The sequence below is a fragment of the Pseudomonas kuykendallii genome, from assembly GCF_900106975.1.
Lineage (GTDB): Bacteria > Pseudomonadota > Gammaproteobacteria > Pseudomonadales > Pseudomonadaceae > Pseudomonas_O > Pseudomonas_O kuykendallii.
In genome coordinates this window covers 534,552-546,857 of sequence record NZ_FNNU01000001.1, presented here as the reverse complement: position 1 = coordinate 546,857, position 12,306 = coordinate 534,552, and the positions used below count along the sequence as shown (strand labels likewise).

The following is a 12,306-nucleotide window of genomic DNA, read 5'->3' as shown; positions in this document are numbered from 1 at the left end:
GCATCACTCCTTGATGACATGCCGCTCGCCGAGCGCGATTCACTCGACGGCGGGAGGGGACTCTTTCGCCAGGCGTTCTTCGAGTTCAAGAACCTTGCTTTCCAGGGCTTCGAGGCGAGCGCGGGTGCGTGCGAGCACGATCATCTGGCCGTCGAATTCGTCGCGGCTGACCAGGTCGAGCTTGCTGAAGGTGCTTTGCAGCAACGCCTTGAGCTGCGATTCGAATTCTTCGCGCTGAACGGGGCGCTCGCCATTGAACAGTCGCGAAGCGTGAGTGCTGAGGGCATCGAGCAGGGCTTTGGGCGGCAACATGGGCTAATTCCGGTGACAGTGGCGGCGGAGTCTAGCATGGCGCCGGAAATTCCCGGCCTTGAGGCATAAGCGCACGTTTATCGCGCATGCGCTCTGTAGGGTATGCTCCGTTTTGGTGCGCATTGACGATTTGGCTGGCTCGATTGGTGATCGATCTGCCCGCGAGCCCCCAAAAACCGTCTATCGCCGTAGATGGCAAGCTTTCTGCTTAGCTGCCTGTGACGCGTGCACCGATGCAGTTCCGGTGCGTTAGGCGAAGCGGGGGAGAATGCTTCGTCGGGAACGGTAGGTTGATGTCGGCGCGGCCGAGCCAGGGCCGCGACGCGTTACAAAGCCAGACACTGCGCATAGACTTGGTTCAGGTCATCTGTTCCTGGGGCAAGTCATTTACACGGGAGATAGTTATGAAGCTAGTCACTGCCATCATCAAACCGTTCAAGCTGGACGACGTGCGCGAGTCGCTGTCGGAGATCGGCGTGCAGGGCATCACGGTCACTGAAGTCAAAGGCTTCGGTCGCCAGAAAGGTCACACCGAGCTGTATCGCGGCGCCGAATACGTCGTCGACTTTCTGCCCAAGGTGAAGATCGACGTAGCCATCGCTGACGATCAGCTGGACCGCGTCATCGAAGCCATCACCAAGGCCGCCAACACCGGGAAGATCGGCGACGGCAAGATTTTCGTGGTGAACCTCGAACAGGCTATCCGTATCCGTACCGGCGAGACCGGCACAGACGCGATTTAAGCCCCCGACCCCGACCCAGGAGATATACAGATGACTCTGCGTCAGTTCGCAGGGCTTGGAGCCCTTTTGTCCCTTTTCACCCCCGGTTTGGCCATGGCTCAGGAAGTTACCCTGAACTCTGGCGATACCGCCTGGATGCTGACTGCCACGGCTCTCGTGCTGTTCATGACCATCCCTGGCCTGGCGCTGTTCTACGGCGGCATGGTGCGTTCGAAAAACATTCTCTCGGTAATGATGCAGTGCTTCGCCATCACTGGCCTGATCAGCATCGTCTGGGTTGTCTATGGCTATAGCCTGGCGTTCGATACCACCGGTATGGAGCAGGGCGTCGTCAACTTCAACTCCTTCGTGGGTGGCCTGTCGCGCGTCTTCCTCAGCGGCCTGACCGTCGACAGCCTGACCTCGGCCTTCCCGGAAAGCGTTTTCATCACCTTCCAGATGACCTTCGCGATCATCACCCCGGCCCTCATCGTCGGCGCCTTCGCCGAGCGCATGAAGTTCTCCGCCATGCTGATCTTCATGGTCGTGTGGTTCACCCTGGTGTACGCACCGATCGCCCACATGGTGTGGAGCGGCAACGGTGGTCTGCTGTGGGACTGGGGCGTGCTGGACTTCGCGGGCGGCACCGTAGTGCACATCAACGCCGGTATCGCCGGTCTGGTTGCCTGCATCGTGCTCGGCAAGCGTAAAGGCTACCCGTCCACTCCGATGGCTCCGCACAACCTGGGCTACACCCTGGTCGGCGCCGCCATGCTCTGGATCGGCTGGTTCGGCTTCAACGCCGGCTCCGCTGTAGCTGCCAACGGCACCGCGGGCATGGCCATGCTGGTCACCCAGATCGCTACCGCCGCCGCTGCCCTGGGCTGGATGTTCGCCGAGTGGCTGACCCACGGTAAGCCGAGCGCCCTGGGCATCGCTTCCGGTGTGGTTGCCGGTCTGGTCGCCATCACCCCGGCCGCCGGCACTGTCGGCCCGATGGGCGCCCTGGTGATCGGTCTGGTCGCCGGCGTGATCTGCTTCTTCTGCGCCACCAGCCTGAAACGCAAACTGGGCTACGACGACTCCCTGGACGCCTTCGGCGTGCACGGCATCGGCGGCATCATCGGCGCTCTGCTGACCGGCGTCTTCGCCGCTCCGGCTCTGGGTGGCTTCGGCACCGTGGAAGACATCGCCGCTCAGCTGTTCATCCAGTTCAAAGGCGTTGCCTTCACCGTTGTCTACACCGGCATCGTGACCTTCGTGATCCTCAAGGTTCTCGATCTGGTCATCGGCCTGCGTGTCAGCGACGAGACCGAGACCGTTGGCCTCGACCTCGCCGAGCACAACGAGCGCGGCTACAACCTGTAATACGCTCCACCAGGAAAAGCCCGGTTCGCCGGGCTTTTTTTTTGCCTGCGAAACGGCCTCCGCCTTGCTATACAGAGATCGCAGCGTGCGGCGAAAGTCGCCACCCCCGGCTAAATTGAGGCCCTGGCTGGCCTTTGTTTTTTCCGGCGTCGCGCTAGAATGCGCCCGCCAAAAGGGGAGAACGCCAGATGTGGCTGCAGCGATCGATCACCTTGCGGGCGCGTCCGCGTGGTTTCCACCTGATAACCGACGAAGTGCTGAGCTTTCTGCCGGAACTGTCCCGTTATCGGGTTGGTCTGTTACACCTGTGGCTGCAGCACACGTCGGCGTCGTTGAGTGTCAATGAGAATGCCGACGCTGCGGTGCGTCGCGACTTCGAGCGGTTCTTCAACCGTTTAGTGCCGCAGGGGGCCGACGGCTATGAACACGATTACGAAGGCCCCGACGATCTGCCGGCGCACTTCAAGGCGAGCCTGCTGGGCTGCCAGCTGAGTCTGCCGATAGCGTCGGGTGAGTTGGCGCTGGGGACCTGGCAAGGTGTCTACCTCGGTGAGCACCGCGACCAGGGCGGTGCACGGCGGTTGATCGCTACCCTGCATGGCGAAGTTTGCTGATTTTTTCCTGTCGCGCAGTGTAGCGGCGGGACCATAACAACCTGCTTATCGCGAGCGTGAGGTCGAACATGAGCGACGAAGAACTGGAACAGGACGAACTGGAAGGAACCGACGAGGACGAAGGCGAGGAGCTCGCCGCTGCCGAAGACGTCGATAGCGAAGACAGCGAGAGCGAGACCCCTGCCCCGGCCGGCAAGAAGGCCAAGGCAGCCGTCGAGCCCGAAGAGCTGCCCAGCGTCGAAGCCAAGCAGAAGGAGCGTGACGCCCTGGCCAGAGCCATGGAAGAGTTCCTCGCGCGCGGTGGCAAGGTGCAGGAAGTAGAGCCCAACGTGGTCGCCGATCCGCCCAAGAAGCCCGACAGCAAGTACGGAAGCCGCCCCATCTGAGGCTGTCCCGCCGATGAAAAAGCCCGCCATGTCGCGGGCTTTTTCATGGCTGGCGTTCGGCTCAGTCGCGGTTCCAGGCGTCCAGCAGCGCCGGCAGCTCGGTCAGGCTGCGAATCTGCGCATCCGGGGCGCCCGGTTGTTCCCAGGCGTTGCCGAGCGGGTTGTACCAGACTGCGCGCATCCCCGCCGCCTGGGCACCGAGAATGTCGTCGCCGGGATGGTCGCCGACATGCACGGCACGCTCGGCCTGCGCATCGGCGCGGCGCAGCGCTTCCTGGAACGGATGCGGATCGGGCTTGCCGACGCCGAGTTCCTCGGCGCAGAGGGCGAAGCGGAAGTAGTCGGCCAGGCCCAGGCGACGGACGTCGGCGTTGCCGTTGGTGATCACCGCCAGCGCATAGCGTCCCGCGAGTTGCTCCAGGGTGGCGAGGGTGTCCGGAAAGAAGGTGATCTGGTGGCGGGCGTCGAGCATGGTCTGGAACGCGCCCTCGGCGAGTGCGCGTGCCTCGCCTTCGCCGTGGCCCAGTTCCGCCAGCGCATGGAAGAGTGTGCGCCGGCGCAGTTCGCTGAGGCGGTACCTGAGGCCGGGTTCGGCTTCCACCAGGCGCGAGCGGATGCCCCACAGATGATCGACCGGCAACGCGCCCAGGCGCGGCGCGTGGAGGTTGAGCCAGTCGCGCATGCTGCGCTCGGCAGCGACGATCACCGGGCGGTTGTCCCACAGGGTGTCGTCGAGATCGAAGGTGACCAGTTGGATGCTCATTCGGGTTCGCTGCGCCTCTTCGCCCGCGGGTGGGCACTGTCGTAGACCTTCGACAGGTGCTGGAAGTCCAGGTGCGTGTAGATCTGCGTGGTCGCGATGTCGGCGTGGCCGAGCAGCTCCTGCACCGCACGCAGGTCCTGCGACGACTCCAGCATGTGGCTGGCGAACGAGTGGCGCAGCATGTGCGGATGCACGTGCTGACCCAGTTCGCGCACGCCGGCCAGATGTACGCGCTGGCGGATCGCGCGCGCGCCCAGGCGCTGTCCCTGGCGGCTGACGAATACCGCGCGGTCCGCCGGATTGGCCAGGGCGCGCAGGCCGAGCCAGGTGTCCAGCGCTTGGCGCGCGTAGCGACCGACGGGCAGCTCGCGGACCTTGTTGCCCTTGCCGTGTACGCGGACCAGACCGGCCGACAGGTCGAGGCCGTCGAGGTCGAGGCCGGCCAGCTCCGATAGTCGCAGTCCGGATGAGTAGAACAGCTCGAGCATGGCGTGATCGCGGCGGGCGAGGAAGTCGTCCTCCACCGCGCCATCCAGCAACTGTTGGGCGCGATCGGCGTCCAGCGTGCGTGGCAGGCGCTTCTGCGCTTTCGGCGGGCTGAGGCCCGCGGCGGGATCGTGGTTGGAGCGACCTTCGCGGATCAGGTAGCGATACAACCCACGCGTCGCCGAGAGCAGTCGTGCCAGGCTCGGGCTCGACTGTCCGCGCTGGTTCAGCTGGGCGACCAGGCGACGCAGGCGGCGCGTATCCAGCGACTGCCAGTCGGCCAGTTGCTCCTCTTCAGCGAAGGCGAGCAGTTTGCCGAGATCGCGGCGATAGCCTTCCAGCGTGTGTGGCGAGACCTGGCGTTCGCTGCGTAGGTGCTCCAGGTAGGCGTCGAGATCGTTCTGCATGGGGCTCCGGTCAGGCGTGTTCGCATCCAGCGGAGCGCCGTGCCGGGCGACTCAGCGCACCGAGCGCAGCGGCGCCGAAAATCCCGGCAGCACGCGAGACAGCACTTCGCCTAGGTAGCTGAGGAACAGTGTACCCAGCGAGCTCTTGTAGTGCTGCGGATCGGGGCTGCCGACCGCGAGCAGGCCGTGCAGGCCCTGATGGTTGAGCGCGACCACCGCGGCGGAACCGACCTTCTCGCGGTCTTCGTCGCCGAAGAGGAAGGCCAGCTCGTGGCTGCGCAGCACGCCGCAGAGGGTCTTGCTGCCGCTAAGCAGGCCGCCGACCGCCTGGTGCGCTTCGGCGACGCTCACCGAGCGGCCAACGCCCAGCGGCGTTTCGCTGAACAGGATCAGACTGACGAAGGGCACCTGGAACTCGTGACGCAGGCTGTCTTCGACGGCGCTGACCACTTCTTCCAGGCTGCCGGCGTCGAGCAGGTCGAGCACCAGGCGGCGGGTCTTGTCGAACAGCCGGTCGTTGTCGCGGGCGACATCCATCAGCTGCGACAAGCGATGGCGCATCTCGATGTTGCGCTCGCGCAGCAGCTTGACCTGGCGCTCCACCAGCGACACCGCCTCGCCCCGCGAATGCGGGATGCGCAGCTCCGGAATCAGCTCCTCGAAGTCGACGAAGAATTCCGGATGCTCGCGCAGGTAGGCGGCGACCGCGGCGGCGTCGAGTACAGGCGGCTCTTGGTTTTTCTCGCTCATCGCTGGCTCTTGTTCATAGACGGATCTGGCCTTCGTACACGCGTACGGCAGGGCCGGTCATGATAACCGGGTGACCGGGGCCTGCCCACTCGATGGCCAGGCGGCCGCCGGTGAGGTCCAGATGCAGCGGCGAATCCATCCAGCCCTGCTGGATCGCGGCAACCGCGGCGGCGCAGGCGCCCGTTCCGCAGGCCTGGGTTTCGCCGACGCCGCGTTCCCACACGCGCAGGCGGGCCAGTTTGCGGTCGAGCACCTGGAGGAAGCCGACGTTGACCCGCTGCGGGAAGCGCGGATGCTGTTCCAGTTTCGGCCCCAGCGTGCGCACCGGAGCGGCCTGCACGTCGTCGACGCGCAGGACGGCGTGCGGATTGCCCATCGACACCGCGGCCAGCTCGACGCTTTCGCCGTCGACCTCGACCCGATAGCTCAGCGCCTGGCTTTCGGCCTGGAACGGAATCTCGCTCGGCAGCAGGCGCGGTGCGCCCATGTCGACGCTGATCTGGCCGTCGGCGCGCAGGGTCAACTCGATGATGCCGCCCTTGGTCTCGACGCGAATCTCGCGCTTGCTGGTCAGGCGTTTGTCGATGACGAAGCGTGCGAAGCAGCGCGCGCCGTTGCCGCATTGCTCCACTTCCGTGCCGTCGGCGTTGAAGATGCGATAGCGGAAGTCGACGTCCGGATTGCTGGGCGGTTCGACGATCAGCAACTGGTCGAAGCCGACGCCGGTGTGCCGATCGCCCCACTGGCGTGCGTGTTTGGACTGGATGTGCGCGTGCTGGCTGACCAGGTCGAGGACCATGAAGTCGTTGCCCAGGCCGTGCATCTTGGTGAAGCGCAATAGCATGGTCGGGCCCTCAGACCGGTAGCAGGCTTTCGCCTGCGTAGAGTTCTTCGAGGGTTTCGCGACGGCGCACTTCGTAGGCCTGTTCGCCGTCCACCAGCACCTCGGCGGCGCGGCCGCGGGTGTTGTAATTGGAGCTCATCACGAAACCGTAGGCCCCGGCCGAACGCACGGCCAGCAGGTCGCCCTCGGCGAGTGCCAGTTCGCGGTCCTTGGCGAGGAAGTCGCCGGTCTCACAGATCGGGCCGACCAGGTCGTAGCGGCGCTTCTCGCCGTCACGCTGCTGCACCGGTACCACGTCCATCCAGGCCTGGTACAGCGCCGGGCGGATCAGGTCGTTCATCGCCGCATCGACGATGGCGAAATCCTTGTGCTCGGTGTGCTTCAGGTACTCGACCTGGGTCAGCAGCACGCCGGCGTTGGCGACGATCGAGCGGCCCGGCTCGAACACCAGGGTCAGCGCGCGGCCGGCGATGCGCTGGCGCACCGCGGCGATGTAGTCGCTGGCCAGCGGCGGGGTTTCGTCCTTGTAGCGCACGCCGAGACCGCCGCCGAGGTCGAGGTGGCGGATCTGGATGCCACGCTCGGCGAGGCGGTCGATCAGGCTCAGCAGGCGGTCGAGGGCATCGAGGAACGGCGGCAGGCTGGTCAGCTGCGAGCCGATGTGGCAGTCCACGCCGAGCACCTTGAGGTTCGGCAGGCTGGCGGCGCGCGCGTACACCGCCTCGGCGTCGGCGATGGCGATGCCGAACTTGTTTTCCTTGAGCCCGGTGGAGATGTACGGATGGGTGCCGGCGTCGACGTCGGGGTTCACTCGCAGCGAGATGGCGGCGCTCACGCCCTGTTCGGCGGCGACTTCCTGCAGGCGCTCCAGCTCGTCGGTGGATTCGACGTTGAAGCAGTGCACGCCGACTTCCAGCGCGCGGCGCATGTCGTCGCGCGATTTGCCCACGCCGGAAAAGATCACCTTGCCGGCATCGCCGCCGGCGGCGAGCACGCGTTCGAGTTCGCCACTGGAGACGATGTCGAAGCCGGCGCCCAGGCGCGCCAGCAGGTTGAGCACGCCCAGGTTCGAGTTCGCCTTGACCGCGAAGCAGACCAGGTGCGGAACACCGGCCAGCGCATCGGCGTAGGCGCGGTACTGCGCCTCGATATGGGCGCGCGAGTAGACGTAGGTCGGCGTGCCGAAACGTTCGGCGATGGCGGACAGCGCCACGCCCTCCGCGAACAGCGAACCGTCGCGGTAGTTGAAGGATTCCATGATGCCTCCTCGGTGGAAGCGCCCGTTCCGCCGGCACTCGGTGCGGCGGCCGCGGGCGACCTCGTCGAACCCGTTCCCGATCTGCTGCGGCGTGAAAGCGGCCTTCGGGGCTTATCTACGATGCGCAGATTCCGCCGTCTCGGGCCTTGCGGGGCCGCTTCAGGCCTGTCCGGCGCTAGCTCGCCAGACCGGGAACCGGGTTCTTAGAATTCGAAACGATCTTTGCTGTTGGCGGCCTTTTCGTCGTCCGGATGGTACAACGGCCCTTTCTGGCCGCAGCCGGCGAGGGTGGCGCTGAGCACGACCAGCGCGAGGAAGGGAAGCAGCAGGCGCTTCATGGCGAAAATCCTTGTGAAAAGCGTGATTGCGCCGGAGTATACCGGCCGCCCGGCGCCTTGCCTATGCGCAGGACTCCCGTCCGGCGCGGCTTACGGCGGTTCTCGCGGGGCATTGGCGGAGGTCCGACGAATGGCCTCGCGATGGCTGCCGAAGGGCGGCAACGGCATCGCCCGGCCATCGTCGCGACTGGCGTGCCGGGAGATGATTGGCTACGACAAGACTGTTCCATTGACGAGGATTCACCCGATGAGCCTGAGCGAAGCCCGCTACCATGACCTGATCGACGCTGCCCAGCAGGAGATCGAGGACGTGTTCGACGACAGCGACCTGGACGTCGATCTGGAGAATTCCGCCGGGGTCCTCACGATCGGTTTCGAGAACGGCACGCAGGTGATCCTCAGCCGCCAGGAGCCGCTGCGCCAGCTGTGGGTCGCCGCACGTTCTGGCGGTTTCCATTTCGACTACGACGAGAAGAGCGCGCGCTGGATCTGCGACACCAGCGAGGAGCCGCTGGGCGAACTGATGGCGCGGGTGACCCGCGAACAGACCGGCAGCGACGTTGAGTTCGAGGAACTCTGAGCCGACGCCGGGCGCGGCGTCGGTGGCGTCGCCCTGCTGTCGGCGCTGCTGCCTCGACGCGCTGGACGTCTGCCTGGGCTGCGGCCGCAGCCTTGAGGAAATCCTCCAGTGGAGCGAGTCTGACGACGCACGTCGTCGTCAGATCGTCGATGCCGCCGCCGACCGCCTGCGCAACCGGCAACCCTAGCCTTATCTTCCCTCGCGCTCAGGGCGTTCCCAGCAACGCCCCATTCAGCGCCTCTTCCAGCTTGGCCTTGTAGCGCAGGTAGTCGATGGTCTGCAGCTGGCCGTCGCTGGCCACCTGCGAGAGGTCCAGATCGGTCAGGTAGCAGCGATAACGCTCGTTTTCGCGACGCTGCTCGACAATGTGCCGCGCCACGGCGGCGAACAGGTCGGCACCGTATTCCAGTTCGGAAAATTCCCGGTCATTGCAGTACAGGGTGACGTTCTCGCGCACGCTGTCCAGCGGCTCGACGATCGCCTGGACGTTGTAGAAAAACGGGTTGTCCGAACTCTGCGGCGCGGCGCGGCGCTCCAGGCGCTGGGCGCGCAGGGGCGGCGCCGGCAGCACTTCGTAATAGCGGATATCCAGCGGCAGCGCCGGCAGCTCGTCCAGCGGCTGCGACGCGTTGCGCCGGTAGAGCACCGACTGCAGGAAGCGCTGCAGCGGGTTGAGCAGGCTGTGTTCGTCGCGGAAGGGCAACTGCTGGCGCCACAGCGCATTGCGTTCGTCGAGCACGCTCAGCTCGGCGAAATCGCCGGCCAGGCGGTAGAACACCTGGATGCAGTCGGCCTGCCCCAGCGGCAGGATCAGCGCCAGCTCGCTGCCCTCCAGCGCGTAGCGGTCCAGGTGCAGCGGGCTGAAATGGCCCAGCCCCGCGCCCAGGTGCTCGACCAGCGCCGGCAGGTCGGCGAGGGCAGCGTGACTGACGGCCTGGCCGGGATTCAGTTCGAGGAGGTGGTACTGCTGCTGGACCTGCACCAGGTAGCGGCTGTTGCGTTCGCCGTCGAGGTGGCCGAGTACGTCCTGGAAAAGCTCCTCCACGCGCTGGGCGATCGCCGGCGCCCGGTTGCGGCAGAAGCAGCGCACCCGCAGGTCCGGGCGCGCGCGGCCCGCGGGCAGGCTGTCGAGGACGCTGCGCAGGCAGTCGAGCAGCGCGAACGGGCCGTCGAAGCGGGCGACCAGCATCTCGTTCCAGCTGTTGAGGGTGACCTGGTCGAGGGTCAGCACCAGGTTCTCGCGCGCGCCGGCATAGCCCAGCGCGTCGGTGCGCTCGGTGGTCAGGTGCACGTTGAGCTGGCTGTGCTGCCTGAGCGGGTCGACGCCGACGTTCACCAGCAGCAACACCTCGCTCGGCGCGCTGGCGCGCAGCAGGGCGCTCTCCCCGGCGGTCGGCAGCGGCAGCGGGAAGACCTGGCGCAGGCTGGTCAGCAGGTTGTTCAGTTCGAACTCGCTGAGGTCGGAGCTGCCGGCGTGCAGGGTGAGCCGCGTGCTGGCGTCGATGACGCCGTTGCGATGGCACCAGGCGAGCAGGCCGATCAGCTCGCGGGCGCGCTTGAGCGGCGCGAAATCCTGCCATTCCTGGGCGTTCAGGTTGCCGCCGAACAGCGCCCACTGGCTTTCGCCGTTGTATTCGCCGAGCGAGGCGTGCACCAGGGTCAGCGCATCCTCGGCGAGGTCCGGGGCGATCCCCGGGTTGACGTTCTCGACCTTGCCGGCCTTTCGCTCGAAGGCGGCGTAGAGGCGCCGGCCGAGCACGCCGAGGTCGCGGCTGTTGAGCGAGCTGCCGACCTGCAGGTTGCGCGCGAACTGCGAGAGGAAGCGGTAGCTGTAGGTCAGCTCGTTGACCAGCGCGCGGCGTTCGGCGCTGACCTGGCGGACTTTCCACTGGCTGCGGCTGTCGAGCATCGCCAGTTGCCGTGGCGGCCATTGCCACTCGTCGGCGAGGCGCTCCAGAAGCAGGCGTTGCCAGCTCTTCGCCCGGCCGCGGGCGGGGCGGCTGAGCTTCTTGTTGATCTTCAGGTAGAGGCTCCGGCGCACCAGTTCCAGGCGTTCCTGCTCGCCGCGTTCGCCGAGGTACTCCTCCAGTCGGCGCAGCACGACGATGTAGGGGTCGAGTTCGTCGAGGTCCAGCTGGTTGGCGAACACCGCGCGCTTGAAGCGCAGCGCCAGGCATTCGACCTGCGGATGCTCGCTGGCGTAGACCTCGGTGAGCAACAGCTTGAGCACCGACTTGTAGGGCGACTCGATGCCCTTGAACAGCTGCCACATGCCGGCGCCGATGAATTCGCTGGGCGGAATCCGTGCCAGGTGACCGAGGTCGAGCACCTCCTCGGCGCGGATGAAGCGCTTCGACAGTAGCGTGTGCACGTACTCGGCATAGCGCTGCTCCTCGTACGCCGGCACCAGCCACCACACCGGCGTGCGTCCGCCGAGCCAGATCGCGGTGCGGTAGAACTCGTCCAGCAGCAGGTAGTGCTGGGTGGTGCCGCAGTCATCCGAGGTCAGCTTGCCTTCGCGCTCGCCGCTGGCGAAACGCGAGGGGTCGATGAGGAAGAAGTGCGCCTCGGTGCCCTGGGTGGTGGCCCAGGCTTCGAGTTGATCGCACTTGCGCTGCAGGTCGGCGACTTCGGCGGCGCTCAGCTCCGGCGCGTGGCAGACCCAGATATCCATGTCGCTCTGATCGGCCTGCGCGACGGTGCCCAGGCTGCCCATCAGGAATAGACCGTGGATCGGTTGCCGGGGCTTGCCGGCGAGTGGGTTGCCGGTGCGCTCGCGGTAGGCGAAGGAACGGGTCAGGCGCTGCGCTTCGGCGAGGATCTGGTCGTCCGGCTGAAAGCCCGAAAGGCCTGCGGGCGTGGTGCCGGAGACGTAGCCGGGAAGCAGCGGGTGGTTGACGTGGAACAGCAGCGGCATCAGCCGCAGGACCAGTTGCTGGCGCGTGGAAAGCATCTGCATGGCGCGCTGCAGGCGACCGTCATTGACCGCCAGGTAGCGCGCGCGAAGCTGCTTGAGCACCTTGCGGTCGATACCCTCGTCGATGTCGGGGCGAATTTCGTGGCTGCGCGACATGGCGGGTCCGCGTCGAATGAGGGCGCCCAGCCTATCAGGAGGTGCGCCGAATGCTCAGTGTATCGGGCGTTTCGGGGCGTTCTTGAGGGGAAACGCCGGCGCAGAGGCCGGCGAAGCGGGGCGGTCCGGCGTCAGGCCGTTTCGGGTTCGAAGGCCAGGATGGTCAGCAGCGATTGGGCATGCTCGGCGGCGTCGAGGCCGAGGCTGGTCAGGTAGCCGCCATCGGCGGCATCGACCAGGCCCTTGTCGTACAGCCGGCGAACGGCGGCAATGGCGGAAGGCGCGGCAGTGTGGTGGATCTTCAGTCCTTCCTGGGTGTTGGCCAGGTTGAACAGGGCGAGGATTTCGAGTTCTGCGATCAGCTCGGGCGTATAGGACATGGCAACTCCAGAGTGTGAGCCCGCC

Annotated in this window: 15 protein-coding genes; 6 read left to right on the top strand and 9 right to left on the bottom strand. The window is 66.1% G+C overall.

Annotated features, from left to right (window positions below; all coding sequences use genetic code 11):
* Window positions 1–39: 39 nt before the first annotated feature.
* Entirely contained in the window at window positions 40–312 is a 273-nt protein-coding gene (locus BLV15_RS02475; RefSeq protein WP_090224329.1) for an accessory factor UbiK family protein, read from the bottom strand.
* Between the two features lie 404 nt (window positions 313–716).
* Here BLV15_RS02475 and glnK point away from each other — a divergent pair, with 404 nt between their 5' ends.
* The 4 genes from glnK to sutA all read left to right on the top strand — a co-directional run bounded on the left by glnK (window position 717) and on the right by sutA (window position 3,402).
* The gene (glnK, locus tag BLV15_RS02470; protein WP_003457590.1) at window positions 717–1,055 is read left to right on the top strand and encodes a P-II family nitrogen regulator; all 339 of its coding nucleotides are present in this window, start codon (window positions 717–719) and stop codon (window positions 1,053–1,055) included.
* Window positions 1,056–1,085: 30 nt separating this feature from the next.
* Window positions 1,086–2,402, top strand: a complete 1,317-nt coding sequence (locus BLV15_RS02465; RefSeq protein WP_090224327.1) for an ammonium transporter — start codon at window positions 1,086–1,088, stop codon at window positions 2,400–2,402.
* A gap of 188 nt (window positions 2,403–2,590) precedes the next feature.
* Window positions 2,591–3,016, top strand: coding sequence for a secondary thiamine-phosphate synthase enzyme YjbQ (locus BLV15_RS02460; RefSeq protein WP_090224326.1), 426 nt, complete (start codon window positions 2,591–2,593; stop codon window positions 3,014–3,016).
* A gap of 68 nt (window positions 3,017–3,084) precedes the next feature.
* Complete coding sequence (gene sutA / locus BLV15_RS02455) at window positions 3,085–3,402, top strand: transcriptional regulator SutA (protein WP_090224324.1); 318 nt, start codon at window positions 3,085–3,087, stop codon at window positions 3,400–3,402.
* A 61-nt stretch (window positions 3,403–3,463) separates the two neighbouring features.
* Here the strand turns inward: sutA and BLV15_RS02450 are convergent, their stop codons facing one another.
* From BLV15_RS02450 to lptM, 6 genes are all read right to left on the bottom strand, one after another.
* A complete protein-coding gene (locus BLV15_RS02450) occupies window positions 3,464–4,165 on the bottom strand; it encodes an HAD family hydrolase (protein ID WP_090224322.1) in 702 nt (233 codons plus the stop codon).
* On the bottom strand, window positions 4,162–5,058 hold the full coding sequence (xerC, locus tag BLV15_RS02445; protein WP_090224320.1) for a tyrosine recombinase XerC: 897 nt from the start codon (window positions 5,056–5,058) through the stop codon (window positions 4,162–4,164). The genes BLV15_RS02450 and xerC overlap by 4 nt, the downstream gene beginning before the upstream one ends.
* Before the next feature lie 51 nt (window positions 5,059–5,109).
* Entirely contained in the window at window positions 5,110–5,808 is a 699-nt protein-coding gene (locus tag BLV15_RS02440; RefSeq protein WP_090224318.1) for a DUF484 family protein, read from the bottom strand.
* A gap of 13 nt (window positions 5,809–5,821) precedes the next feature.
* Window positions 5,822–6,652: a diaminopimelate epimerase gene (gene dapF, locus BLV15_RS02435; RefSeq protein WP_090224316.1), complete on the bottom strand. Its 831-nt coding sequence runs from the start codon at window positions 6,650–6,652 to the stop codon at window positions 5,822–5,824.
* Window positions 6,653–6,662: 10 nt separating this feature from the next.
* The gene (gene lysA, locus BLV15_RS02430; protein ID WP_090224315.1) at window positions 6,663–7,910 is read right to left on the bottom strand and encodes a diaminopimelate decarboxylase; all 1,248 of its coding nucleotides are present in this window, start codon (window positions 7,908–7,910) and stop codon (window positions 6,663–6,665) included.
* 203 nt (window positions 7,911–8,113) lie between these two features.
* Window positions 8,114–8,248, bottom strand: coding sequence for an LPS translocon maturation chaperone LptM (gene lptM / locus BLV15_RS02425; protein ID WP_090224313.1), 135 nt, complete (start codon window positions 8,246–8,248; stop codon window positions 8,114–8,116).
* A gap of 247 nt (window positions 8,249–8,495) precedes the next feature.
* Here lptM and cyaY point away from each other — a divergent pair, with 247 nt between their 5' ends.
* Window positions 8,496–8,828, top strand: a complete 333-nt coding sequence (gene cyaY / locus BLV15_RS02420; RefSeq protein ID WP_090224311.1) for an iron donor protein CyaY — start codon at window positions 8,496–8,498, stop codon at window positions 8,826–8,828.
* Window positions 8,829–8,850: 22 nt separating this feature from the next.
* Window positions 8,851–9,015: a DUF1289 domain-containing protein gene (locus tag BLV15_RS02415; protein ID WP_090224309.1), complete on the top strand. Its 165-nt coding sequence runs from the start codon at window positions 8,851–8,853 to the stop codon at window positions 9,013–9,015.
* Between the two features lie 18 nt (window positions 9,016–9,033).
* Here BLV15_RS02415 and BLV15_RS02410 read toward each other — a convergent pair whose 3' ends face one another.
* Window positions 9,034–11,901 carry a class I adenylate cyclase gene (locus tag BLV15_RS02410; RefSeq protein ID WP_090224307.1) on the bottom strand — a complete coding sequence of 956 codons (2,868 nt, stop codon included), beginning with the start codon at window positions 11,899–11,901 and terminating at the stop codon, window positions 9,034–9,036.
* 131 nt (window positions 11,902–12,032) lie between these two features.
* The gene (locus tag BLV15_RS02405) at window positions 12,033–12,281 is read right to left on the bottom strand and encodes a TIGR02647 family protein (protein ID WP_090224306.1); all 249 of its coding nucleotides are present in this window, start codon (window positions 12,279–12,281) and stop codon (window positions 12,033–12,035) included.
* Window positions 12,282–12,306 lie beyond the last annotated feature (25 nt).

Bases quoted from the DNA above. Each gene is read 5' to 3' on its own strand.
- lysA (WP_090224315.1), bottom strand. From the start codon at position 7,910: ATGGAATCCTTCAACTACCGCGACGGTTCGCTGTTCGCGGAGGGCGTG.
- BLV15_RS02440 (WP_090224318.1), bottom strand. From the start codon at position 5,808: ATGAGCGAGAAAAACCAAGAGCCGCCTGTACTCGACGCCGCCGCGGTC.
- dapF (WP_090224316.1), bottom strand. From the start codon at position 6,652: ATGCTATTGCGCTTCACCAAGATGCACGGCCTGGGCAACGACTTCATG.
- BLV15_RS02405 (WP_090224306.1), bottom strand. From the start codon at position 12,281: ATGTCCTATACGCCCGAGCTGATCGCAGAACTCGAAATCCTCGCCCTG.
- BLV15_RS02460 (WP_090224326.1), top strand. From the start codon at position 2,591: ATGTGGCTGCAGCGATCGATCACCTTGCGGGCGCGTCCGCGTGGTTTC.
- cyaY (WP_090224311.1), top strand. From the start codon at position 8,496: ATGAGCCTGAGCGAAGCCCGCTACCATGACCTGATCGACGCTGCCCAG.
- sutA (WP_090224324.1), top strand. From the start codon at position 3,085: ATGAGCGACGAAGAACTGGAACAGGACGAACTGGAAGGAACCGACGAG.
- BLV15_RS02410 (WP_090224307.1), bottom strand. From the start codon at position 11,901: ATGTCGCGCAGCCACGAAATTCGCCCCGACATCGACGAGGGTATCGAC.
- xerC (WP_090224320.1), bottom strand. From the start codon at position 5,058: ATGCAGAACGATCTCGACGCCTACCTGGAGCACCTACGCAGCGAACGC.
- BLV15_RS02450 (WP_090224322.1), bottom strand. From the start codon at position 4,165: ATGAGCATCCAACTGGTCACCTTCGATCTCGACGACACCCTGTGGGAC.
- BLV15_RS02465 (WP_090224327.1), top strand. From the start codon at position 1,086: ATGACTCTGCGTCAGTTCGCAGGGCTTGGAGCCCTTTTGTCCCTTTTC.
- glnK (WP_003457590.1), top strand. From the start codon at position 717: ATGAAGCTAGTCACTGCCATCATCAAACCGTTCAAGCTGGACGACGTG.
- BLV15_RS02475 (WP_090224329.1), bottom strand. From the start codon at position 312: ATGTTGCCGCCCAAAGCCCTGCTCGATGCCCTCAGCACTCACGCTTCG.
- lptM (WP_090224313.1), bottom strand. From the start codon at position 8,248: ATGAAGCGCCTGCTGCTTCCCTTCCTCGCGCTGGTCGTGCTCAGCGCC.